Source organism: Niveispirillum sp. CC-CTL257 (genome assembly GCF_059489915.1).
The window spans coordinates 2,757,752-2,779,249 of record NZ_JCAJXE010000001.1 but is presented as its reverse complement, the minus strand read 5'-3'; the positions used below and the strand labels follow the sequence as shown (position 1 = coordinate 2,779,249).

Sequence of the window (21,498 nt, the reverse complement as noted above, 5' to 3'; positions counted from 1 at the left end):
TTATTCTGCCCCCTCCCACTGACCGGGAGGGGGTTAACGGACAGGGGACCTCATGGGCGACGGACATCATCATGACCATGGTCATGACCACGCTGGCCAAGGCCACAGCCATGGTCATGGCGGTCCGTCAGGGGCAGCCACGGAGCTGGTAACCGCGATTGCCAGCGGTGTTGCCCTGTCTGTCGGCTACGGGCTGGAGATGCTGACCGCCGCGCCCAGTTGGCTTCACCACGCCCTTTATATCACCGCCTTCCTGTTGGGCGGGGTTTTCACGATGCGCGAAGCCGTGGAAAATCTGCGGCGGGGGCGGTTTGAGATCGACACATTGATGCTGGTGGCCGCCGCAGGGGCCGCCAGCCTGGACGCCTGGGCGGAGGGGGCGCTGCTGCTGTTCCTGTTTGCGCTGGGCCACGCCTTGGAACATCACGCCATGGGCAAGGCAAGGCGCGCGATCGAGGCGCTGGCCGTGCTGGCCCCCCGCACGGCCCTGCGCCGCGTCACCGGCGGGACGGCGGAAGTGGCGGTGGAGGAGCTGGCCGTCGGCGACGTGGTCATCGTGAAGCCCGGTGCCCGCCTGCCCGCCGACGGCTTCGTGGTGGCGGGGCAGAGCGGTGTCGATCAGGCCCCCGTGACGGGGGAAAGTATTCCCGTTGATAAATCCCCCGTGCCCGACCCGGCACAGGCCCGCGCGGCACCGGATCGGGTGGACGCCTACCACCGCGTCTTTGCCGGCACCATCAATGGCGATGGGTTGCTGGAGGTGGAGGTGACCCGCCTGTCCGGCGACAGCACGCTGGCCCGCGTGGTCCGCATGGTGGCAGAGGCGGAGAGCGCCAAATCCCCGACCCAGCTTTTCACCGACCGGTTCCAGCGTATTTTCGTGCCCCTGGTCCTGGCTCTGGTTTTCCTGCTGCTGTTTGCCTGGGTTGTGGTGGATGAACCATTCCGCGACAGTTTTTATCGCGCCATGGCGGTGCTGGTGGCGGCCAGCCCCTGTGCGCTGGCCATCGCCACGCCAAGCGCTATCCTGTCGGGCGTCGCACGTGCGGCGCGGGGCGGCGTGCTGGTCAAGGGTGGGGCACCGCTGGAACTGCTGGGGGCTGTCACCGCCATCGCCTTTGACAAGACGGGTACCCTGACCGAAGGTCGCCCGCGCCTGACCGACATCATTCCCGCCCCCGGCGTAACAGAAACGGAACTGCTGTCCATCGCTGTCGCCGTGGAGGGTTTGAGCGACCATCCCCTGGCCCGCGCGGTAACGCGTGACGGGCGGGAGCGCCTGTCCGGCGTCGAGATCCCCGCCGCTAGCGACCTGTCCAGCCTGACCGGTCGGGGCCTGTCGGCGACGGTGGCGGGGGAGAATGTGCTGATCGGCAAGGCCGACCTGTTTGGCCGGGACGGTGTGGCGCCCCTGTCCGAACCGGCGATGATCGCCGCCGCCGGCCTGCGCGAGGCCGGACGCACCACCATGCTGGTGCGAAGGGGTGACCGTGATCTGGGTGTGCTGGGCCTGATGGATCGGCCCAGAGCGGAGGCAGCGTCCAGTCTGGCCCGCCTGCGGGCCCTGGGTGTGCAGCGTCTGGTGATGCTGTCCGGCGATGCCGGCCCCGTCGTCGCCGCCATTGGTCAAGAAGTCGGGGTGGATAAGGCCGTGGGTGACCTGATGCCCGCCGATAAGGTGGAGGCCATCGGGAAGATGGCGGCAGAAGGAATCGTGGCTATGGTCGGTGACGGGGTCAATGATGCCCCGGCCCTGGCCCGCGCCCATATCGGTATCGCCATGGGGGCTGCCGGGTCGGAGGTGGCGCTGGAAACAGCGGATGTGGCGCTGATGGCTGACAAGCTGTCGCACCTGCCCTTTGCGGTGGGCCTGTCGCGTCAGACCCGCGCCATCATCCGCCAGAATGTCGTAATCAGTCTCGGCATGGTGGCGCTGCTGGTGCCCGCCACCATCCTGGGTCTGGGCATCGGCCCCGCCGTGGTGCTGCATGAAGGATCGACGCTTGTCGTCGTCTTCAACGCCCTGCGTCTGCTGACCTGGACGGAGCGTGTTTAGGCGGCGTCAGGCCACCCCGATCGCCGCCAGATCGGCATCCAGCACCGACAGCTGCGTTTCCGGCGGCCAGCGCTCGGGGTCGAAAAAGGCCTGGCTGGCCATGCCATAGATGGTGACCAGCAGCCGCCGCGCCCCGGCCTTGGCGGCATCCTCCGCCAGCCCGCGTTCCATTAGCAGGCTGGTCACCCGGGCCGTGATCTGGCGCGACCGGACCTGCTGTTCGCCCGAGAGGGTCTGATCGGCGATGGCCATGGTCCAGAAGGCGAACCAGACCAGCCAGTCGCGCCGCTGTTCGGCATTCAGCGGCAGCAGGGCCGCCAGATAGGGCCGCACGGCCCCGCCGCCGGCTTCCAGCGCTGCTTCCATCCGCTGATGCGCGCGCAGGACGGTCGCGCGGTAAGTGTAGAACAGCAGTTCCACCTTGGATGCGAAATAGTGGCTGACGATGGCTGTGCTGTATCCGGCGGCCTGCGCGACCTCGCGCACCGTCACGGCCTCGATCCCGGCCCTGGCGACAAGGTCCGCCGTCACTTCCGCCACGGCGCGTCGGCGCGCCTCGTGATCCACCACGGCCGGCATTGCTTTTCCTGTAACATGCGTTATAAATAACATCCGTTATATAACGGGTGTCAGGCCATCATGCCGCGCGGGAGGAAAAGATGGAAGGGCCGGGGATGGAAAGGACGGATGTGATCGTTTTGGGCAGCGGGGCCGCCGGTCTGGTGGCGGCGCTGGCGGCGTCCGATGCCGGCGCGCGGGTCCTGCTGCTGGAGAAGGCGGACGCGGTCGGGGGAACAACCGCCCTGTCGGGCGGCGTCTTCTGGCTGCCGGCCAACAGGTTCGCGGGCGATGGCGACAGTCGGGATAAGGCGCGTTCCTATCTGGAGGCACTGTCGCTGGGTCTGATTGATCCCGTGATGGCCGAAACCTATGTGGACTCGGTGCCCGGCCTGATCGACTGGCTGGCCGGACCGGTGGGAATGGATATCAAGCTGGTGGAGGGGTTTCCCGACTACCATCCCGAACATCCTGGCGGCATGCCTGATGGCGGTCGGTCGCTGGAACCCGGTCCCTTTGCCATGCCGTCGCTGGGACCGTGGGCGGAGAAGGTGTTGCGCGGGCGGGCCAATCCCTGGACCCTGATCGGCGAACGCCCACGCGGGGACGGCAGCGGCGGGGTGGATGCGGCCACCATCCAGGCCCGTCGTGCCGCTGGCATCGAATGCTGCGGCCGCGCCCTGGTCGGCTGGCTGCTGAAGGCCTGCCTTGACCGGGGGATTGAACCGCGTCTGAACCAGTCCGTCACCGACCTTGTGCGCGATGAGACGGGCCGCGTGGCGGGCGTGCGCAGCGGCGATGCCGTCCTCCTGGCAAGGCGCGGGGTGATCATCGCCACCGGCGGCTTTGAATGGGACCGGGACTTGGCGCGGGATTTTCTGCGCGGCCCCGTCGGCCATCTTCCCACGGCCCGCGCCTGCACCGGTGACGGGCTGCGCATGGCCATGCGGGCGGGTGCGGCCCTGACCAACATGGCGGAGGCCTGGTGGGTGCCGACCATTGCCTGGGGTGGAGAGGCGGCGGCGGGGGATGACCCGACCCGCCATTTCCTGCTGCTGCGCGAACGCACCCTGCCGGGGTCGATCATGGTTAATGGCAAGGGCCGGCGCTTTGCCAATGAGGCGACGAATTACAATGCCTTCGGGGCCGTGCTGCATGCCTTTGACCCTGTTGGCTTCACCTATGCCAATCAGCCCTGCTGGCTGATCTTCTGTCAGACCTATCTGGACCGCTATGGCTTTTTCGGGGTGGCACCCGGTGCTGTAGCCCCGGACTGGATCACGCGCGGCGACAGCGTGGCGGACCTAGCCCGCCGCCTGGGCCTGCCTGTCGATGCTCTGACCGGCACGGTCGCCCGCTGGAACCAGATGATGGAGGGTGGGCAGGACACGGATTTCGGGCGGGGGACCAGCGCCTATGACGGTTGGAACGGCGATATCGACCCCCCCGCCGGTCCCGCCCGCACCCTGGGGCCGCTGGATCGCGGGCCCTTCTATGCCGTGCCGGTGCATGCCAGCACGCTGGGCACCAAGGGCGGACCGAAGACGGATCGCGACGGGGCTGTCCTGGACCTGTCGGGTCAGCCGATCCAAGGCCTGTATGCGGCCGGCAATGCCATGGGCGGGGTGACGGGCAAGGTCTATGGCGGGGCGGGCGGCACCTTGGGCCCCGCCATGATCTTCGGCTGGCGCGCGGGCCGTGCGGCGGCCCGGTCGAATGCACGATAAGGGGGGAACAGGCATGACCAACCATTACCCGCATTTGTTCCGACCCCTGACCATCGGATCCATGAAGCTGCGCAACCGCGTGATGCTGCCACCCCATGCCAGTGCTGTGGGCAATTTGTGGGGCACGGAAGCAGAGGCGGCGCGCAACATCGCCTACTGGGCATCGCGCGCCCGCGCCGGGGCCGGCTGGATCGACGGGATCACGGGGTTTGTCGAAAACCGGATGCCGCCGGGGTTTGAGCCCACCGGCGTGGGCGCCATGAAGAATGGCGTCTTCCGCCTGCCGCATTATCTGGAACGGGCCGGTGCTTATGCGGCGGCGGTGAAGGCGGAAGGGGCGGTCGCCACCACCCAACTGGTGATTCAGGGCGGCATGCCGCACGCGCCCAGTGCGCGGCTTTCCGGCCCCCTGATCCATCAGGTGCCCCACGCCCTGGACCGCGATGAAATCCGCTGGTTCGTGCAGGAATACCGGTTCTCAGCGGCACAGGCGCAGAGGGCGGGGCTGGACGGGGTGGAGATCCACGCCAATCACGATGACCTGATGGAATGGTTCCTGTCGCCCCTGACCAACCGGCGCGAGGATGAGTATGGCGGGTCGTTTGCCAACCGTCTGCGTTTCATCACGGAAATCCTGACGGAGATTCGGGACGCCACGGGGCCGGGCTTCACCGTCGGCATCCGCATGAACAAGGCCGAAGGTGAACCGGGCGGTTATGACCTGCTGGGCGGGGCGGCCATTGCCGGGCGGCTGGCGGATGCCAAGCTGGTGGATTATGTGCATCTGGTGATGGGCAGCCCCTGGGGCGATCCTTCCTATATCCAGCCGCACCATTATCCCGCTGGCGGCTGGGCCGAACAGGCGGCCCTCTATCGCCGGTCGCTGTCCATCCCTATCGTCTATACGGGCCGCATCACGGGGCCGGACGTGGCGGAAAAGGCGCTGGCGCAGGGTCATGCCGATGTGGTGGGCATGGCACGGGCGCATTTCGCCGATGGCGACCTGCTGGCCAAGGCGCGCGAAGGCCGCGCCGCCGATATCCGCCCCTGCATCGGCTGCAATGAATGTATCAGCCGGCGTTATGTGGAAAACCTGCCCTTTGCCTGCGCCGTCAATCCCGATGCGGGGCGGGAGGTGGAGGGGCCGTTGCCCCGCGTGACGGCCAGAAAACGTCTGCTGGTGGTGGGTGGTGGGCCGGCGGGCCTGGAACTGGCGGTGCGCGCAGCGGAACGCGGGCACAAGGTCACGCTATGGGAGGCCGCCGACCGGATGGGCGGGCAGGTGCGGCTGGCGGCATTGCTGCCCACGCAGGAGGGGTTCCTGGGCTGGATCGATCATCTGTCCCGCCGTCTGGATCAGTTGGACGTGCATGTCCATCGCGGACGGCGGGCGACGGCGGAAACGGTGCTGGCGGAAGGTATGGACATGGTGGCGGTGGCGACCGGTGCCGTCGCCCGCCGGCCCGACATCACGGGCCTGGACCTGCCCTTTGTGCATGATATGCGCGATGTCCTGACGGATCGGGCTACGCTGGGCCGGCGGGTGCATGTCATCGTGCAGGATGATCATTCCGCCCCCCTGGCCCTGGCCGATCTGCTGGCGCAGCGGGGACATCAGGTGACCATGCTGTACCAGACGCCGGGGCCGGCACCCCTGGTAGGGCGTTACACGCTGGGTGCCTTCCTGGCCCGGCTGTCGCGCGGCGGGGTGATGTTCCGCCATCAGGTGCAGGCCATCGCCATCGAGCCGGGCCGCATTCGCCTGCGCAATGTCTTCTCCTTCAAGGAGGAACTGGCCGACGGGGTGGACAGCGTGGTTCTGGCCTGCGGGTCGGTGGCTGATGCCGGGCTTTATGAGCAGTTGAAGGGGCGGCAGGCGAACCTGCATTTGTTGGGTGATGCCTTTGCCCCCCGCCGCATCGTCTTTGCCACACAGCAGGCTTATGCGTTGGCAGCTACGCTGTAGAGCGGGTTGGCGGGAAACAAGGCCGGGCGTATAAGCGGGCGGCTCAGTTCCGGATTGTACAAACATGACCGCCATCGCCATAGCCGCCCTTTACCGATTCCACCCGCTGCCGGGGTTTCAGGACCTGCGTCAGCCCTTGTTCGACATGATGGCGGCAGAGGGGGTGTGCGGCACGCTGCTGCTGGCGGCAGAAGGCATCAATGGCACCATCGCCGGGCCGGCGGATGCCATGCCGCGTGTTGTGGAAAAGATTGGGCAGATCACGGGGCTGGATGGCATCGCGCCCCGCTGGTCCAGCACCGACACGCCCCCCTTTGGCCGCCTGAAGGTGCGGCTGAAGAAGGAGATCGTGACCATGGGCGTGCCCGGCATCGATCCCCTTAAGGCCGTCGGCACCTATGTGGAGCCGGAAGATTGGAACACCCTGATCAGCGATCCCGAAACCCTGGTCATCGACACGCGCAACAGTTTTGAAGTGGGGTACGGCACCTTCAAGGGGGCCGTCGATCCCGGCACGACCACCTTTGGTCAGTTCCCCGATTATGTCCGCCGCAATCTGGACCCGGCAAAGCACCGCAAGGTCGCCATGTTCTGCACCGGTGGCATCCGCTGTGAAAAGGCGACGGCCTATATGCTGGAACAGGGGTTCGGGGAGGTCTACCACCTGAAAGGTGGTATCCTGAACTATCTGGAACGCATCGTTCCCGATGACAGTCTGTGGGAAGGCGGCTGCTTCGTCTTTGACGAACGGGTGGCGCTCGGCCATGGGCTGGAGTCGGTTCCCGGCATCGTTCGGGACGACAAGGTGGGGTGAAACCCACCGGCGGGGGAACCGCCGGTGGCGTTCCCATCCTCAGAACATCATTTCCAGCACGCGGTCGCGCGGCTGGTGGCCGTCGGCGAAGGTCTTGATGTTGACGATCACCTTCTCGCCCATGTCGATGCGGCCTTCCAGCGTGGCGGACGCCATGTGCGGCAACAGCACGACATTGTCGAGCTTCAGCAGCTTGGGATCGACATTGGGTTCGTCTTCATAGACGTCCAGGCCAGCGGCCCCGATCTCCCGCCGCTGCAGCATGCGGGCCAGCGTCGCCTCGTCCACCACCTGACCACGGCTGATATTGACCAGGATGGCCGTGGGTTTCAGCAGGGCCAGACGCCGCGCATTCAGCAGATGGTACGTGGCGGGCGTGCGCGGGCAGGTGATGGCGACGATATCCATGCGGGCCAGCATCTGATCCAGGCTTTCCCAGAAGGCCGCATCCAGTTCCTGTTCCACCTCCGGGTGGACGGGCTTGCGGTTATGGTAATGGATGGACAGGCCGAAGGCCTTGGCACGTCGCGCCAGCGCCTGGCCGATGCGGCCCATGCCGATGATGCCCAGCCGCTTGCCGGCCAGACGCGATCCCAGCATGACGGTGGGTGCCCAGCCCGTCCATTGCCCGGACCGCACCAGCCGCTCCCCCTCCGACAGGCGGCGGGCCGTGGCCAGGATCAGGGCCATGGTCATGTCGGCGGTATCTTCGGTCAGCACGCCCGGCGTGTTGGTGACCAGGATACCCTTGTTGCGGGCCACGCGCAGATCGATATGGTCCACACCATTGCCGAAATTGGCGATCATCTTCAATTGCGGCCCGGCCTGATTCAGCAGGGCCTCATCAATGGTATCGGTGACGGTGGGGACCAGGATGTCGGCGGTCTTCACCGCCTCTTCCAGCTCGGCCCGCGTCATCGGATGATCGTCCAGGTTCAGGCGCGTGTGGAACAGCTCCATCATCCGCGTCTCAATGACGTCCGGCAGCTTGCGTGTGACGATGACCAGGGGTTTCCGGCGTTCGGCCATGTGCAATGATCCTCCCGTGGCGTGTTTGCCATAGCAGTACAAGCGAGCGAAGCCCTTGTCCATGATGCCGCTGCTGCGGGATGGATGGTCGCTGGTGCTTGACCCGGATAACCGGGGTACGGCACAAAGGGTTGTTAACGAATGATGCCGGGCATTTGCCCGCCGGCCTTGCATGGGGCGTTGTGTTGTTGGAAACGCGGACGGGAAAGATGCGCAAACCTGTGGCGGCGGGCATGACCCGCGCGCTGCTGGCCTGTCTTCTGTCGGTCGCGGCCCTGCTCTGCCCCGCCACCGGGATCAGCCAGGAAACCGATCCACGGTCGGACATGATCGTGCGCTCCGGCCTGCCGGTGCCGCGTTTCGTGTCGCTGCGGTCGGCAGAGGTGAATGTCCGCACCGGCCCTGGCCGTTCCTACCCGATCGACTGGGTCTTCGTGCGCCCCGGCATGCCCGTGGAAATCACGGCGGAATTCGATACGTGGCGGCGTATCCGCGATGTGGAGGGGACCCAGGGCTGGGTGCATCAATCCATGCTGTCGGGCCGCCGTACTCTGGTCATCACGGGCGAACTGCGCACCATCCGCGAACGGCCCAGTGCATCGGCCGCCGCCGTGGCCCAGGCCGAACCCGGCGTGATGGGCCGGCTGGTTTCCTGCAAGGGTCCGTGGTGCGAAGTGGAAATCCAGGGCTATCACGGCTGGCTGGAACGCGCCGACTTCTGGGGCATCTATGCCAATGAAGAGGTTGAGGATTGACGGTGGGGGTTCTCCCCCTCAACCCGTCTTCTCCTCGTCCTTCTCCGCCGCCTGCTGCTGTTTGGCCTGAGCCATCTGGGCCAAGCGGTTGCGATAGGCCGTGACGGCACCACGAACCTCATTCTCCACCACAGACAGGTCGGTCCGGCGCGATGTCAGCGCTGCGATGCCGATGGCGGCGGCCCGCAGCGGCTGTACGCCCGCCAGGGGGGCGTCCGGTGCCGCCTTGAACTGTTCGATGGTGGCGCGGATGGTAGCGGCATAGGATTCAGCCTGTCCACGCATGTCGGAATCGGGCTTCAACCGGCGCATCAGGTCGTCCAGCGCCGCACCCGACCGGATCAGATGATCGGCTGCCATGCGGTCGGCCCCCGTCGCGAGGCCGGGACAGGCGAAATCGATCAGGAAAGCCACCTGGAAACCGCTGCGCACGATCTTCTGCACATTGATGGCGTCATGGGCGGTGGCGATGGCTTCGGCGGCCTTGCCGTGATCGAACAAGCCTAGGGCCTTCAGGCGCAGGGTGTTCGGTACTTCGAACAGGGGGATCTGGATGCCTTCGCGTGGCTGCCGGCGGCGGTCGGGGCCGATATAGTCGGCGGTGACGACGAAGCTCTTGCGCGCCTCGATCAGGTTGATCAGCCGGTCCTGGACCTGCTTGACGCTGAACGGCTTTACCATCATGTCGTCGGCACCGGTGGCGTTGAACCGAAGCAACAGGGGTTGGGTCGGCTGCCAGGTGGTGGCGATGACACCGATGAAGGGATTGTGCGGCGACTGCGCATGCCGCAGCCCCTGCACGAATTTCAACCCCTCAGGGTCCGGCGCGTCGGCATCGATGAATAACAGGTCGGGCTGGACGGCGATCAAGGCCGCCGGTGCATCGGCCGCGCTGGCGAAATCCAGGATCTTGTCCACGCCCATACGAGCCAGGATGCCGCGTAACAGCCGTCGCGTATTACCCTCGCGGTCCACGATGACGACGGAGGTGGAGCGGAAATCATAGTCAGGCATGCGCCGGCCCTCCCAGGCCGGAAAGCGTGGTGCGTTCACCCGCACCCGTTTCGATCAGTTCATATAGCCAGCATGTGCGCCCAGGCAAAGAGACCGGTTTGCCGGTGATGACCAGATTGGCACCGGGGTGACCGCTGGGTCGCCCTTCCTCGTCGCCCGTATCCAGAAGACAGTGCCACTGCGACCCGCCCGGCACATCGGGCAGGATGAAATCGGTCGCCGTTTCCGCGGCATTGACCATCAGAAGCAGGACATTGTCCATCTCTGGCGTGCCATCGGCTGACAGATGCGTCCCGGCCTTGCCATTCAGCAGCAGGCCCAGGCAGCGGGCCTGCCCGTCGCGCCATTGCTCTGGTGCCTTTTCCACCCCTTGCGGATTGATCCAGGTGATATCCTTCAGGCCGTCGGCAGACGTCTCCCGCCCATGCAGGAACCGGCCGCGGCGCAACACGGGATGGGCGCGGCGCAGGGCCGTCAAGCGCGACACGAACCGCGTCATGGCCCGCTCATCGGCCCCCAGGTCAGGCCAGTTGATCCAGCTGACCTCGCTATCCTGACAATAGGCATTGTTGTTGCCCTGCTGGCTGCGCAAAAGCTCATCTCCGGCGGTCAACATGGGCGTGCCCTGCGATAGCAGCAGGGTCGCCAGCATGTTGCGCGACTGCCGCCGCCGCACCGCCTTGATGGAGGGGTCGTCGGTCGGTCCCTCCACCCCATGATTATGGCTGAAATTCGCGTCGTGCCCGTCGCGGTTCCCCTCCTGGTTCGCCTCGTTATGCTTGGTGTTGTAGGAGACGAGATCGGCGAGGGTGAAGCCGTCATGGGAGGTGACGAAATTGACGCTGGACCAGGGGCGGCGGCGGGCATGGTCGAAAATATCAGCTGACCCGGTCAGGCGCGCCGCCAGTTCTGGCAGCATCCCCTCATCACCCCGCCAGAAGCGGCGGACCGTGTCGCGATACCGGTCGTTCCATTCGGCCCAGCCCGACGGGAACTGCCCCACGCGGTAACCACCGGGGCCGATATCCCACGGCTCCGCGATCATCTTCACACCGGCCAGAACCGGGTCCTGGCGCACGGCATCCAGGAAGCCCGCCCCCTGGTCAAAGCCCTGCGCCTCCCGCGCCAGTGTCGTTGCGAGATCGAAACGAAACCCATCGACATGCATGTCCACGACCCAGTGACGCAGGCTGTCCATGACCATCTGTAGCACGCGTGGATGAGCCAAATTAAGGGTATTTCCGGTACCGGTATGATCCTGATAGAAGCGCTTGTCCTGCTGAAGCAGGTAATAGCTGGCATTGTCGATGCCACGGAAGGACAGGGTGGGGCCCAGATGGTTGCCCTCGCCTGTGTGGTTATAGACCACGTCCAGGATCACCTCGATCCCGGCATCATGCAGGCGGGCGACCATATTCTTGAATTCGCGCGTTGACCGGCCCGTCATATAGGCGGGTTCGGGCGCGAAGAAGCAGATGCTGGCATAGCCCCAGTAATTATGCAGCGAGCGTTCCACCAGATGCCGGTCATCGGTAAAGCCATGGACGGGCAGCAATTCAACGGCGGTGACGCCCAGCGCCTTCAGATGGTCGATCATCGGCTGGCTGGACAGGCCGGTGAAGGTGCCGCGAGAGGTCGGCGCGATGTCGGGATGGCGCAGCGTCTGGCCGCGTACATGCGCCTCATAGATGATGCTGTCGGTCCAGGGCACGCGCGGGCGGCGTTCCAGGCCCCAGGTGAAGGCCGGGTCGATCACCCGGCATTTGGGCATGCCGCGCGCATTGTCGCGCCGGTCGATGGACAAATCCTCGCGCGCGGCCCCCATGCGATAGCCGAAATGCGCATCCGACCAGCGCAGCGGCCCCTCTAGCGCCTTGGCATAGGGGTCCAGCAGCAGCTTGTTGGCGTTGAACCGGTGCCCGCGTGAGGGATCATAGGGGCCGTGGACGCGATAGCCATAGAGCAGGCCCGGCCGCGCCTCCGGCAGATAGGCATGCCACACATCGTCGGTGCATTCCGGCAGGGTGATGCGCTCAATCTCTCGGCTGCCATCACTGTCGAACAGGCAGAGTTCCACCTTTTCGGCATGGGCGGAGAACAGGGCGAAATTCACCCCCAGCCCATCCCATGTGGCTCCAAGCGGGTCGGGACGGCCCGGCCGGACAATGGTACGCGCAGCGCCTGTGGATCGCATGTGATCGAAACACCTTACCTTGCCGGATCAACCAAACCACAGCATGCCAATGACAGAAGGCCGCGCCAAGAGATTGCGACATCTTTGAATCGTTTGGTTAACGAATCTCGCCGCCCAATTCCATATCCCCCTCCTGGATCATCAGCATGAGCTTCATGCAGCTGGCAAAATGCAGAAAGTAGGATAGGCCCAGTTCCTTGCGCAGCCAGGGCAGCATCTCCTGGTATTTCTCGGGGGTAAGTTCGTGTGTCCAGGTTTCTGGGAAGTACATCAGTCGCAAATAAAGAACATACCAGTTGAAGCGCGGCGAGAACTCGCAGATCTGCCCGCTACGGCAAATCTCGTAAGAGAGGCCCGGCTGCTCGTAGAGGCGGCTTTGCGTATCGTAATCATAGGAACGCCGTAGGATTGTACGATGATGTTCGGTGTGCATCACCATAACACCAGTATTGTACATCCGAATATTGCTATCTACGTCGATCCCGATTGTTTTTTGGAATAGGTTTTCATCAATGCTCCGGCAAATCGCGGGCCAATTCTCCGGCGGGAAAACCGTATTATGGATACATTCGGTCAGGATATGCAGGGCTCCCGCTTCCCGCCCCCCGCCCCCTCCGGCCACACCGAACAAGCGGTGATCGGGCACGCTGTTCAGGATGTTGGGCGCTGTCGGGTTGATGATAATGTCGCTGTCCAGCCAGACGATGCGTTCGTAGCTTCGGGCCCACGGCTGTTCCAGTATCAGTGCCTTCTGCCACGCAGGTGACCGGTTCTGGGCTCGATCGGACCCGTCCAGTGGCGCATTGATCAGGATGATGTCGAAACCGTGCCGGATCGCGTACCTGATCCAGCCGGGCTGACAGGTTCTAACCCAGCTGCCGACATACACATCACCGATTGCCATGGTCACGATCGCGTTTCGGTGTACTGGTATATGGCCGTTGGCAATCTGCGTTGTTGTGAATAGCATTTCTGCGTCTCACTCCTCGACTTGAACAATCCGATTGCGGCAATGCAACTGATCAATGTATCAGAGTATGAAATCCACCCGTTTCTTGAAAGAACCATGATCCGGACGGGAATATCAACGTATTGTCTCCCCATCGGCCGAACTGGCCATAGCTGCCTGCCGGTGCAGGATGGTTTCGCGATGGATGATGTACAGCCCTGACGCGGCCACGATGGCGCAGCCGGTCCAGATAGCGGTGTCCGGTATCTCTGCGAAGAAGAGATAGCCGAATCCGGCAGCCCAGATCATGGCGATATACTCAAACGGGGCCAGCAGTGACGGGGCCGCCAGCCGGAAGGCCTGGGTGAAGACGATTTGCGCCACCCCGCCGATGATGCCGATCAGGGCCAGCAGCATCAGCCCAATGGCATCGGGGGTGCGCCAGCCGGGGATCATGCAGACCCCGCTGACCACCCCCATGGTGGTGACGAAATAGAAGGTGATGGCACCGTTCGTCTCCGTCCGGCTCAACGCCCGCACGAACAGCATGGACAGCGCATAGAAGAAGGCACCGGCCAGCGGGATCAGGGCGATCAGGCTGAACATCCCCTGTCCCGGTCGCAGCATGACCATGACCCCGCCAAAGCCGACCAGGACGGCCAGCCAACGCCGCCAGCCCACCTTTTCCTTCAGCACGGGCACCGACAGGGCCGTCATGAACAAGGGGGCCGCGAATCCAATGGCATAGACATCGGCCAGCGGCATCACGGAAAAGGCGTAGAAGAAACCGTAGGCAGCGGCCACGCCCATCAGGGACCGGGCCGCATGCGCCGTCACGCTTTTCGTGCGCAACGACATCAGGCCGCCCGTGCGCGCGATCAGGATGCCAATGGGAAGCAGCGAAAAGACAGCGCGGAAGAACATGATCTGCCAGGTGCCATAATCCCGGCCCACCTGCTTGATCAGCGCATCCATGATCCCGAACAGCAGCGTGGCCAGGATGAAGAAGCCGATACCCGCCAGGGTGCGTCCGCCCATCGCCCTTACTCCGCCGGTGCGCGTGACGTGACCTGCCGGCCCAGCACCGTCTCGCGATAGAGAATGTAAAGGCCGCTGGACACCACGATGGCCAGCCCCATGAACAGGGTCCGGTCTGGCACATCGCCAAAGACGAGATAGCCGAACATCACGCCCCAGATGATCTGCGTGTACTGGAACGGTGCCGCCACCGCCGCCGGCACCTTGCGGAACGCCGTCAGCAGGCAGACAAAGGCCACCCCGGACAGGGTGCCGCCCAGGGCGGACAGGCCCAGGTCATGCAGCGTCGGCATTCGGCCCAGCCAGGGCGTCATGGCACCGAAGAAGGTTCCACTGGCCAGCGTGGCGTAAAAGGCGAAGGAGACGCTGGTTTCCGTATTGCGGGCCAGCCGCGTCACCAGCATGCCGACCGAATAGAACAGTGCCCCTGCAAGTACCGCCAATGATCCCAAATTGATCAGCCCGCTACCCGGCCGCAGCATGATCAGCACGCCCACGAACCCGACCCCGATGGCCGACCAGCGGCGCCAGCCCACGGGTTCCTTCAGGATTGGGACGGCCAGGGCGGTGATGAACAGGGGGGCGGTGAAGGCCAAGGCATAGGCATCGGCGATGGGCATGCGCGAATAGGCCCAGAAAGCAAAGAAGCTGCTGAACAGGCCGCAGGTGGCGCGGATGACGTGATAAACGGGCCGGCGTGTGCGCAGATTATTGTAAAGCCCACCGAAGCATGCGGCATAGATAAGGATCGGCCCCAGCGCAAACAGGCTGTTCAGGGCGATGACCTGCGGCACGGCATAGGATTTGGTGAGCAGCTTGATGGTCACATCCATGCCGCTATAAAGCGCGAAGGCGATGAAGGCCAGCGCGATACCCAGGGGAAAATTCTCTTCCACCTGTGGCGACACGGAACGGGGAGTGACGGCGGTCATGGTGCCTGGATCCGGGCGACGGACGGGAAGTCAGGGCCAAAGGGTAAGGGGCGTTTGGCCCGGCGGATAGCCCCCGGCCACGCATGCCGCCCCTGTCATCATTCCATGATCATCGCCGCATCAGCGGTTGATCATTGGAAACCACCGTATTTTGCGCCAAACAGGAACCCTGTATCCATCTTCCGCAAAGGCGCCATGCGATGCCCGCTGTTACCATCACTCTGCCGCAACCCGGTGACTACGCGGACTGGCACCGCCTGTGGACGGCCTATCTCGCGTTTTACGGCACCAGCCGGGAGGAGGCATTGTTTCAGCGTAACTGGGCTGAACTGCTGAAGCCTGATGGGCTGATCCGGGGTTTCGTGGCGCGGGATGGGTCCGGCCGGGTCATCGGCCTGACCCATTACATGTTCCACGCCACGGCCTGGGCCGATGCGCCGGTCTGTTACCTTCAGGACCTGTATGTGGATGAAGGCGTGCGCGGCGGCGGTGCGGGCCGCCTGCTGATTGAGGCGGTGGCACGGGTGTCGGAACAGGCGGGGGCGGCACGCCTTTACTGGCTGACCCACCAGGACAACGCCACCGCCCGCACCCTTTACGACAAGGTCGCCGCCTGCAAGGGCTTCCTGCGCTATGACTATGAACTGAAAGGCTGAGGTTTCAGCGCCCCTTCGGCTGCCACATGGCATTGACGATGACCCAGCGGTCGCCGAACCGGCCCATATGGAAATAGTCCACGAACCAGGGCGTCTCCACCCGCGCCACCGCGACATTCCCGGTGACGTCCAGCACCCGCACGCTGCGGTCCCATTTCTCCTTCGGTGTCTTCAGCACGCCCTGGCGCGTCAGTTCCACCAACTCATCCTTTGACATGCGGCGCAGGGCCAACACCTCATCCTTGTCGGGGGTGGGGCGCACGGCGCGCTTGGCCAGATCGGGGTGCAGGGCGCGGGCCACACGAGCCGGGTCCCCCTCCAACTGCCCATCAACATAATCATAGGCCACGGCCTCGATGGCCTGGATGGTGGCGGCATCGGCCTGCGCACGGGCGGGCAGGGCGGCGGCGGAAAGGGTCAACAGGGTCAGCAGAACGGCCAGACGCATGAGTTTAACTCCAAAGGGATCGGTCATCCGGTCCCCTTCCTGTTATTGACGCGAACCTGTGCCAAGCTGGAAACTGGGCGGTGAGCGGGGCGGGCAGGAGATTGATCGGGATGGGCATGCCGACGGGGGCGGACGCGCTGGACGGGCTGGCACCGCTGCTGATGGGCTTGCGGATCGACAATATGGACCTGTCGGGCGTGCGCGTGACGCCGTTGACCCCGCATCTGCGCGAAAGGACGGGGGAGGGGCCACTATTCCTGTTCGCCCGTGAGGGGGCGGCCCGCATCACCCTGATCCAGCCGGGGGCGCAGCCCGTGCTGATCCGGCGCGGCAGCTTCGCGGCCCTGCCCCATGGGCATGGCTTCCGCCTTGCGCCCGACAAGGATCACCCCGCCGCCGCCCTGCTGATCGGGACGGCCACGCTGGACCGGCGGGCAGTGGCCCCCCTGCTGGACCGGCTGCCGCCGCTTCTGTTCATGTGCCCGTCGCGCACGCTGGGCATGGATTGGCAGGACGGCACCTTTGCCATGGTGGAGGCGGCATTGGCCCAGGGCGATCTGGCAGGCCGGCTGGTGGCGCAACGGCTGCTGGAAAGCCTGTTCATCATCGCTGTCCGCCGGTTCCTGGAAACCAGCGAGACCTACGCCCTGGGGGCCAGCCGCACCGCGACATCAGTGGGCCGTGCCCTTGTCCTGATGCAGGACCGGCTGGCCGATGACTGGACCCTGGCCAGTCTTGCCGATGCAAGTGGCCTCTCCCAGGCCACCCTGATCCGCCGTTTCCAGGCGCTGGTGGGGGAGGCACCGATGGCGCATCTGATGCGACTGCGCATGGAACGGGCGGCGGAATGGCTGAAATCCGGGGATGACAAGCTGTCGGTCCTGGCCAGCCGTCTGGGCTATCAGTCAGAGGCCGCTTTTGCGCGGCGGTTCAAGGAGTTTCATGGCGTCTGGCCGGGGGAGTTCCGGCGGGCCGGGTGAGGGAGGGCAGTTACGGGCGCCAACGCCATTCCCCCTCTGCCCGCCGCCAGCTTATCCAGATCAACCATGCCGTTGCCGGAATCACGACGGTAATAACGATACCAACATGCAGCAAGGTACCCCGGACCGGGGCAATAAAGGGCAGCCCCCAGATCAGGAACAGGATCAGGGCGCTGTAACCCCCGGCAATTGCCCAGCCTTCCCAGGTGGCAGGCACCACGCCATAGCCATGCGTCTTCTGGCGAAACCAGTAACGGTTGGCCATTGGCCTAGTTCCCGCCCCACCGCCAGCGTACCTCGCCCTCTGTGCGGGACCGCGCAAACATGAAGAAGATGCCGCCCGCGATTGCCACCCAGCTTACCCCGACGACGGGACGCCATGGGCCGGGTGGGACGGGGACAAAGGCGTGGATCGCCTTGATTCCGCCGACAAGGATCAGGATGAAGACTGCCGTGGCGATCCACCCTTCCCAACTGACGGGGCTATAGCCGATTCCGTACTGCTTAGGTCCGAACCACGCCCGCTTTGTCATGCCGACCTCCAAGTGTCGAAAGCCAAGCTTATTATAAAGGCGTGTAATGGCGGTGGCAATCACAACCGGCTGCTGCCGGACCCCACGAGTAAACGCACATCAATGCCCAGCAGGGTGACAGTCTCTGTTCGCGCCCCCAGCGCGCGGTAGAACAGGCCGGCGCAGACATTGGCGGGTCGCGCATGCCAGCAGATCCAGGACAGGCCCTGATCCTGTGCCATGCGCCCCGCCGCCGCCATCAGGGCGCGACCCACGCCCAGGCGGCGCGAACCGGGTTCGACATAGATATTTTCCAGCATCAGGCCACCGGTGGCCGTCTGGCTGTCATAACCGGGGGTCAGCAGGACCATGCCGGCCATCCGGTCCCCGCATTCCGCCACCAGACAGCGGAACATCGCATCCTCCCCGAACCCCTGACGCCGAAACAGGGCGGGGGTCAGGGCGGGCGGGTCCATGGCTTCTTCCGCCGACAGGGCGGCGACGAAGGCACAAACAAGATCGGCGTCCGCCGGGGTGGCCCGACGGACGCCGATCTGTTTGTTGGGCTGACTGATCACAGGACCGCGATCAGGAAGCGGCGACCTTGTCCATTTCGCGCAGAATGCTGTCCGCCATGACGGAGGTCGAGACCTTGGCCATACCCGGCTGCATGATGTCGCCGGTACGCAAGCCCGTGTTCAGCACGTTCTCCACGGCATTTTCCAGGATGTCGGCTTCGGCCTGCAGGTCGAAGGACCAGCGCAGGGCCATGGCGAAAGACAGGAACATGGCAATCGGGTTGGCCAGATCACGACCGGCAATGTCCGGGGCCGAACCATGCACCGGTTCATACAGGGCCTTGCGCTTGCCATTGGCATCGGTGGCACCCAGAGAGGCGCTGGGCAGCATGCCGATGGAACCGGTCAGCATCGAGGCCTCGTCCGACAGGATGTCGCCGAACAGATTGTCGGTGACGATCACGTCGAACTGCTTGGGATTGCGCACCAGTTGCATCGCAGCGGCGTCGGCCAGCATGTGGGACAGCTCCACATCCTGGTATTCCGCCTTGTGCAGGGCGATCACTTCCTGCTTCCACAGCAGGCCCGCTTCCATCACGTTGCTCTTTTCCGAGGAGCAGACGCGGTTTCCACGCTTGCGGGCCAGTTCGAAGGCCACGCGGGCGACGCGGTGAATTTCGTGGGTATCATAGACCTGGGTGTTGATGCCGCGACGCTCGCCATTCGGCAGGTCGTGGATGCCGCGCGGCTCCCCGAAATAGACACCACCCGTCAATTCACGGACGATCATGATGTCCAGGCCGCGCACATATTCGGGCTTCAGCGAGCTGGCATCGACCAGCGCGTCGAACACTTTGGCCGGGCGCAGGTTGGCGAACAGCTGCATCTCCTTGCGCAGGCGCAGCAGGCCCGCCTCCGGGCGCTTGTCAAAGCCCAGACCATCCCATTTCGGACCACCCACGGCGGCCAGCAGGACCGCGTCCACGGCCAGGGCGCGGGCCATGGTCTCGTCCGTCAGGGGCGTGCCATGCGCGTCATAGGAACAGCCGCCGACCAGACCTTCCTCGACCGCGAATTCAATACCGCGCTTGCGGGAATACCAGTCGATGACGCGGCGGACCTGACGCATGACCTCGGGACCGATCCCGTCGCCCGGCAGCAGAAGGAGCGAACGCTTCGTCGACATAGGATTACCTCTGTATGTTTGCTTGGCATTGGCGGCGGGTCTTCGCCGCGGCTGAATTCATAGACCTTCCCGGTCACGCCGCCAAGGGGCGGCGCGACTTCGGGCCGACGTAAAAGAACAGGCGGATCAGGAGGCCCAGAGCCAGGGCTGACCTTCCTTGGCCTTGGCTTCGAACGCGTCGATGGACCCGGCCTCACGCAGGGTCAGGCCGATATCGTCCCAGCCATTCAGCAGGCACTGACGGCGGAACGGCTCCACATCGAAGCCGATCTTCTCCCCATCGGGCAGGGTGATGGTCTGGGCTTCCAGATCGACGGTGAAGGTGGCATTGGCACCATTGTCGGCGGCGGCCATCAGACGGTCCACCACCTCGGTCGGCATGCGGATCGGCAGGATGCCGTTCTTGAAGCAGTTATTGAAGAAGATGTCGGCGAAGCTGGGCGCGATGATGCAGCGGATGCCGAAATCAGCCAGCGCCCAGGGCGCGTGCTCACGGCTAGAGCCGCAGCCGAAATTGTCGCCGGCGACCAGGATTTTTGCCTGACGGTAGGCTGGCTTGTTCAGCACGAAATCCGCGACTTCCTGGCCGTCCTTGAGGCGCATGGAGGCGAACAGGCCGGTGCCCAGACCGGTGCGCTTGATCGTCTTTAGATAGTCGGCGGGAATGATCATGTCGGTATCGACATTCATCAGACGCAGCGGGGCGGCGACACCGGTGAGCTGAACAAACTTTTCCATGGGGCTTACCCGACGACTTTATGGGGACGAAACGGCCCCTTTTCTGCCATGTGCCCGCTGCATCGCGCAATACATGATCGTTGGAAGGCAGCCCTGCGACAGATGCTTGCGTAGTAGTTAAACCACCACCCTTTTTCTCCAACTCCTCACCCATGGTCGGGATGGCAGAAGGGCACGGGACACCCTATCTTGACGGGAAGACCAAAAATCGGGTTTAGCGGAGGGTCGCGCCATGCGTGTGTTCCGTATCATCCTTCCCGTGACGGCCATCGATGATGCGGCCGGGTTCTATGGCGCGCTGCTGGCCCAGGCTGGGCAGCGCGTGTCGGCGGGCCGGCACTATTTCGATCTGGGACAGATGGTCCTGGCCTGCTACGACCCGGATGCCGAGGGCGATGAGGGGCCCGTGTCTCCCCTGTCGCAGCCCCTCTATTTAGCCGTCCATGATCTGGAGGATTTCCACGCTCGCGCCATCACGGCGGGTGCGGTGATGGAGGGCGGGATCGATACCCGCCCCTGGGGCGAACGCAGCTTCTATTGCCGTGACCCGTTCGGCAACCCGCTCTGCTTTGTGGAGGCGGGGACGGAGTTTACGGGCTGACCGCCGTTACGCCGCCTTGCCCACATGATCTTTGACGCCGCCGGCCAGCAAGAAGGCCAAGCACTCATTGCGCCGTGTGCGATAGGCACCGGGCGTCATGCCGACAGTGCGGCCGAAAATGCCCGTCAGATGCGCCTGAGAGGAAAAGCCGGTCTCGGCCGCGATTTCCGCCAGCGGCAAGTCACTTTCCAACAACAGCCGCTTGGCCCCGTTCACCCGGCGGGCCAGGACATAGCGGTGCGGCGCCTCACCCAGGGCAGCCTTGAACCTCCGCGCGAAATGGCTGGCGCTCAACCCCGCGACGGCGGCCAGAGTGGTCAGTGACAGGTCGTCATCCAGATTCTGTTCCACGAACAGCAGCACCCGACGAAGCTGCATCGCGGACAGGGCGTTGCCGGCTTCCGCCCCCGGGCCGGCGCGGCGGGCAAGGACCGCCTCAACGGCTTCCGTCTCTGCGGCGATGCAGGCGGTGAATTGCGGGGGCAGACAATCGGGCGGCGGAATGGGCATGGCATCTCCCCCTGTCTGGGCCGGCACGCGGCAAGGCCACCGAGCCGACCCATTAACATGGATTGCCACGGACCGATGCCAAGCCGGCGGCACCGTCGCACGCGACCGGAACAGCAGGATGGGTTGGGCGTGGCAGAAATGGATTGATGGAACCGGCAGATAGAAGGGTAACCCCCGAACCGGCTCCTGACCATATGATTAACTGCCCGACCCATGTCCGGTCTGTGCGCGTCATCACTGCTGCTGAAAAACAGACGGACTGCGGGTGATATCGATATCTTTGCCAGTGCGGGGACCGGACAGCCACTTTGATCAGG

General features: G+C 64.6%; 21 protein-coding genes. 8 read left to right on the top strand and 13 right to left on the bottom strand.

The features are described 5' to 3' along the window. Positions 1–52 precede the first annotated feature (52 nt). Positions 53–2,056 (top strand): heavy metal translocating P-type ATPase, encoded by a 2,004-nt coding sequence (locus tag ABC729_RS13035; protein WP_495607990.1) that lies wholly within the window; start codon positions 53–55, stop codon positions 2,054–2,056. 6 nt (positions 2,057–2,062) lie between these two features. On the opposite strand, the gene ABC729_RS13030 is transcribed toward ABC729_RS13035, so the two are convergent. Then, entirely contained in the window at positions 2,063–2,635 is a 573-nt protein-coding gene (locus ABC729_RS13030) for a TetR/AcrR family transcriptional regulator (protein WP_495607989.1), read from the bottom strand. Positions 2,636–2,730: 95 nt separating this feature from the next. Between ABC729_RS13030 and ABC729_RS13025 the strand changes: the two genes are divergently transcribed. The 3 genes from ABC729_RS13025 to trhO all read left to right on the top strand — a co-directional run bounded on the left by ABC729_RS13025 (position 2,731) and on the right by trhO (position 7,121). Beyond that, positions 2,731–4,341: an FAD-dependent oxidoreductase gene (locus ABC729_RS13025; protein WP_495607988.1), complete on the top strand. Its 1,611-nt coding sequence runs from the start codon at positions 2,731–2,733 to the stop codon at positions 4,339–4,341. Between the two features lie 13 nt (positions 4,342–4,354). Continuing rightward, positions 4,355–6,307 carry an oxidoreductase gene (locus ABC729_RS13020; protein ID WP_495607987.1) on the top strand — a complete coding sequence of 651 codons (1,953 nt, stop codon included), beginning with the start codon at positions 4,355–4,357 and terminating at the stop codon, positions 6,305–6,307. 64 nt (positions 6,308–6,371) lie between these two features. Beyond that, a complete protein-coding gene (gene trhO / locus ABC729_RS13015; protein ID WP_495607986.1) occupies positions 6,372–7,121 on the top strand; it encodes an oxygen-dependent tRNA uridine(34) hydroxylase TrhO in 750 nt (249 codons plus the stop codon). 39 nt (positions 7,122–7,160) lie between these two features. On the opposite strand, the gene ABC729_RS13010 is transcribed toward trhO, so the two are convergent. Further along, positions 7,161–8,150 (bottom strand): 2-hydroxyacid dehydrogenase, encoded by a 990-nt coding sequence (locus tag ABC729_RS13010; RefSeq protein ID WP_495607985.1) that lies wholly within the window; start codon positions 8,148–8,150, stop codon positions 7,161–7,163. Positions 8,151–8,359: 209 nt separating this feature from the next. Between ABC729_RS13010 and ABC729_RS13005 the strand changes: the two genes are divergently transcribed. Then, the gene (locus tag ABC729_RS13005) at positions 8,360–8,905 is read left to right on the top strand and encodes an SH3 domain-containing protein (RefSeq protein ID WP_495607984.1); all 546 of its coding nucleotides are present in this window, start codon (positions 8,360–8,362) and stop codon (positions 8,903–8,905) included. 18 nt (positions 8,906–8,923) lie between these two features. Here ABC729_RS13005 and ABC729_RS13000 read toward each other — a convergent pair whose 3' ends face one another. The 5 genes from ABC729_RS13000 to ABC729_RS12980 form a co-directional block, all read right to left on the bottom strand. Further along, positions 8,924–9,919 (bottom strand): response regulator, encoded by a 996-nt coding sequence (locus tag ABC729_RS13000; RefSeq protein ID WP_495607983.1) that lies wholly within the window; start codon positions 9,917–9,919, stop codon positions 8,924–8,926. Beyond that, on the bottom strand, positions 9,912–12,113 hold the full coding sequence (gene glgX / locus ABC729_RS12995; protein ID WP_495607982.1) for a glycogen debranching protein GlgX: 2,202 nt from the start codon (positions 12,111–12,113) through the stop codon (positions 9,912–9,914). The genes ABC729_RS13000 and glgX overlap by 8 nt, the downstream gene beginning before the upstream one ends. A gap of 97 nt (positions 12,114–12,210) precedes the next feature. After that, entirely contained in the window at positions 12,211–13,023 is an 813-nt protein-coding gene (locus ABC729_RS12990; RefSeq protein WP_495607981.1) for a hypothetical protein, read from the bottom strand. Positions 13,024–13,197: 174 nt separating this feature from the next. Next, a complete protein-coding gene (locus ABC729_RS12985; protein ID WP_495607980.1) occupies positions 13,198–14,100 on the bottom strand; it encodes a DMT family transporter in 903 nt (300 codons plus the stop codon). Positions 14,101–14,105: 5 nt separating this feature from the next. Next, positions 14,106–15,032 carry a DMT family transporter gene (locus tag ABC729_RS12980; protein ID WP_495607979.1) on the bottom strand — a complete coding sequence of 309 codons (927 nt, stop codon included), beginning with the start codon at positions 15,030–15,032 and terminating at the stop codon, positions 14,106–14,108. A gap of 200 nt (positions 15,033–15,232) precedes the next feature. Here ABC729_RS12980 and ABC729_RS12975 point away from each other — a divergent pair, with 200 nt between their 5' ends. Beyond that, on the top strand, positions 15,233–15,688 hold the full coding sequence (locus ABC729_RS12975) for a GNAT family N-acetyltransferase (protein ID WP_495607978.1): 456 nt from the start codon (positions 15,233–15,235) through the stop codon (positions 15,686–15,688). Positions 15,689–15,692: 4 nt separating this feature from the next. Here the strand turns inward: ABC729_RS12975 and ABC729_RS12970 are convergent, their stop codons facing one another. Then, positions 15,693–16,136 (bottom strand): nuclear transport factor 2 family protein, encoded by a 444-nt coding sequence (locus ABC729_RS12970; RefSeq protein WP_495607977.1) that lies wholly within the window; start codon positions 16,134–16,136, stop codon positions 15,693–15,695. Positions 16,137–16,246: 110 nt separating this feature from the next. Between ABC729_RS12970 and ABC729_RS12965 the strand changes: the two genes are divergently transcribed. Beyond that, complete coding sequence (locus ABC729_RS12965) at positions 16,247–17,116, top strand: helix-turn-helix transcriptional regulator (protein WP_495607976.1); 870 nt, start codon at positions 16,247–16,249, stop codon at positions 17,114–17,116. 10 nt (positions 17,117–17,126) lie between these two features. On the opposite strand, the gene ABC729_RS12960 is transcribed toward ABC729_RS12965, so the two are convergent. The 4 genes from ABC729_RS12960 to leuD all read right to left on the bottom strand — a co-directional run bounded on the left by ABC729_RS12960 (position 17,127) and on the right by leuD (position 20,070). Beyond that, entirely contained in the window at positions 17,127–17,381 is a 255-nt protein-coding gene (locus ABC729_RS12960; RefSeq protein ID WP_495607975.1) for a hypothetical protein, read from the bottom strand. A 327-nt stretch (positions 17,382–17,708) separates the two neighbouring features. Next, positions 17,709–18,206, bottom strand: a complete 498-nt coding sequence (locus ABC729_RS12955; protein ID WP_495607974.1) for a GNAT family N-acetyltransferase — start codon at positions 18,204–18,206, stop codon at positions 17,709–17,711. Between the two features lie 10 nt (positions 18,207–18,216). Next, positions 18,217–19,332, bottom strand: coding sequence for a 3-isopropylmalate dehydrogenase (gene leuB, locus ABC729_RS12950; RefSeq protein ID WP_495607973.1), 1,116 nt, complete (start codon positions 19,330–19,332; stop codon positions 18,217–18,219). A 126-nt stretch (positions 19,333–19,458) separates the two neighbouring features. Further along, the gene (leuD, locus tag ABC729_RS12945) at positions 19,459–20,070 is read right to left on the bottom strand and encodes a 3-isopropylmalate dehydratase small subunit (protein WP_495607972.1); all 612 of its coding nucleotides are present in this window, start codon (positions 20,068–20,070) and stop codon (positions 19,459–19,461) included. Positions 20,071–20,302: 232 nt separating this feature from the next. Here leuD and ABC729_RS12940 point away from each other — a divergent pair, with 232 nt between their 5' ends. After that, positions 20,303–20,671: a VOC family protein gene (locus tag ABC729_RS12940; protein WP_495607971.1), complete on the top strand. Its 369-nt coding sequence runs from the start codon at positions 20,303–20,305 to the stop codon at positions 20,669–20,671. A 6-nt stretch (positions 20,672–20,677) separates the two neighbouring features. Here ABC729_RS12940 and ABC729_RS12935 read toward each other — a convergent pair whose 3' ends face one another. Further along, positions 20,678–21,181, bottom strand: coding sequence for a helix-turn-helix domain-containing protein (locus ABC729_RS12935; protein ID WP_495607970.1), 504 nt, complete (start codon positions 21,179–21,181; stop codon positions 20,678–20,680). Positions 21,182–21,498 lie beyond the last annotated feature (317 nt).